Source organism: Actinomycetes bacterium (assembly GCA_036510875.1).
Taxonomy (GTDB): domain Bacteria; phylum Actinomycetota; class Actinomycetes; order Prado026; family Prado026; genus DATCDE01.
This window is the reverse complement of the sequence record DATCDE010000298.1, coordinates 1-2,050: the sequence shown is the minus strand read 5'-3', so window position 1 is coordinate 2,050 and position 2,050 is coordinate 1. Positions and strand designations below refer to the sequence as shown.

Sequence of the window (2,050 nt, the reverse complement as noted above, 5' to 3'; positions counted from 1 at the left end):
CGGTGGCCGCCGGACGGGAGGACGTGACGTGCCGCAGCTGGGCCAGCTGCAGCCGGGCGTCGAAGGGGTCCTGGCCGGTGTGCAGCATCGAGGTCATCCACCAGGAGAAGTGGGTGGCCTGCCAGACCCGTCGCAGGCAGGTGTCCGAGTAGGAGTCGGCCAGCCGCTCGTCGCCTTCCACCAGCCAGGCCGCCAGGGCCTGCGCCAGCACGACGACGTCGGCGGCCGCGAGGTTGAGCCCCTTGGCCCCGGTCGGCGGCACGATGTGCGCGGCGTCCCCGGCCAGGAACAGGCGGCCGTGACGCATCGGGGCCGCCACGAAGCTGCGCATCGGCGTGATGCCCTTCTCCCGGATCGGCCCCTCGTGCAGCGTCCAGCCGGGCAGCCCCAGCCGGGTCTGCAGGGCCGCCCAGATCCGCTCGTCCGACCAGTCAGCGATGTCCTCCTCCGGGCGCACCTGCACGTACAGCCGGCTCACCTCGGGGGTCCGCACACTGTGCAGTGCGAAGCCGTCCGGGTGGTGGGCGTAGATCAGCTCGTCGGTGCTCGGCGCGACGTCGGCGAGGACGCCCAGCCAGGCGAACGGGTAGACCCGCTCGGACACCGTGAGCAGCCCGGCCGGCACGGCGGCCCGGCTCGGCCCGTGGAACCCGTCACAGCCCACGATCACGTCGCAGACCAGCTCGCGCTGCTCGCCGTCCGCCGAGCGGTAGGTCATCCGCGGCTCGTCGGCGGTGAGGTCGTGGACGGCGGTCCCGCTGACCTCGAACTCCAGCGCCAGACCGGCGGCCAGCCGGGCTGCGACGAGGTCCTTGACCACCTCCGTCTGGGCCCAGACCCACACGCTGCGGCCGGCGAGGTCGTGGAAGTCGATGTGGTGCCGCTCCCCGTCGAACTGCAGGTAGATCCCGCCGTGCTCGATCCCCTCGGTGTCCATTCGGTCGGCCAGCCCGAGCTCGCGCAGCAGGCTGGCGACGTCGTGCTCGAGCACGCCGGCGCGCTGACGGGCCTCCACATACTCGCGGCTGCGGTTCTCGAGGACGACGGCGTCCACGCCCGACCGGGCCAGCAGCTGCCCGAGCAGCAGCCCGGCCGGGCCGGCACCGATGATCCCGACCTGGGTCCTGGTCACGCGCGCGGTCATGACGGCATCCCTAGCACGGGCTAGAGGACGTCGCCCGCAGAGGACGCCGCGAGCGCCTCCTCGACCTGGTCGAGCTCGAACCGCTGGACCAGGCGGTCGAACGGGAAGCGGCCCTGCGTGTACAGGTCGATCAGGCTCCCGATCAGGGTGGTGCTGCGCCCGCCGCCGCCGAGCAGGCCGACGATCCGCTTGCCCCACAGGGTGGTCAGGTGGTCCAGGCTGAGCTCCGCCCCTGGGGGGCACCGCCGATGAGCAGGCAGGTCCCCAGCATCCCTACCGAGTCGGCGGCCTGCCGCAGCACCGCCATGTTCCCGGTGCACTCGACCGAGAAGTCCGCGGGGCCGGCGCAGATGTCCCGGACGGCGGCCACCGGGTCGTCGATCCGGGCGTTGACCGTGGGGGTGGCTCCGAGCTTGGTGGCCATACCGCAGCCGACTGCCGTGCAGGTCCACCGCGATGATCCGGGTGGCCGGCGTGCAGCGATCGTTCGGCCACAGGCAGTTGACCTTCTTGTTTCGACGGCTCGATCCGCTGACCTTCTTGTTTCGACGGCTCGATCCGCTCCCACATCGGGAAGAAGCACTCGCTGAACTGGTCCATCCCGAAGAAGGACAGCGTCGTGTACTTGCAGGCCTGCCCCTCCTTGGCGCCACGGCCGAAGTACCAGGCTTCCCAGGGGGCGATCGTCGAGACGTTGGGCATCCCGTTGACCTCGCACTGGTCGGCCACCGGGTTGGTGACGTCCGGCGTCGAGGAGGCGACGACGAGGTCGACCTGGTCGTTGTTGATCAGCTCCTTGGTGACGTCGGTGGCCCGGGTCGCGCTGGACTGGGAGTCCTTCACGACGATCTCGATCGTCCGCTTCTTGCCACCGGCGGTGAAGCCCTTGGCAAGCGAGTCCTGCAC

2 protein-coding genes and 1 pseudogene are annotated in these 2,050 nt (G+C 71.0%); all 3 read right to left on the bottom strand.

All coding sequences use genetic code 11. The features are described from left to right. Positions 1 to 1,144: 4-hydroxybenzoate 3-monooxygenase (locus VIM19_17170; GenBank protein ID HEY5186586.1), on the bottom strand; the 1,144-nt coding region annotated here is incomplete at its 3' end. Between the two features lie 205 nt (positions 1,145 to 1,349). Further along, positions 1,350 to 1,568 carry a zinc-binding dehydrogenase gene (locus tag VIM19_17165; protein HEY5186585.1) on the bottom strand — a complete coding sequence of 73 codons (219 nt, stop codon included), beginning with the start codon at positions 1,566 to 1,568 and terminating at the stop codon, positions 1,350 to 1,352. Between the two features lie 206 nt (positions 1,569 to 1,774). Next, positions 1,775 to 2,050: pseudogene (locus VIM19_17160) on the bottom strand (ABC transporter substrate-binding protein).

Excerpts from the sequence above, each read along its gene's own strand:
- VIM19_17165 (HEY5186585.1), bottom strand. The coding sequence starts at position 1,568 with ATGGCCACCAAGCTCGGAGCCACCCCCACGGTCAACGCCCGGATCGAC.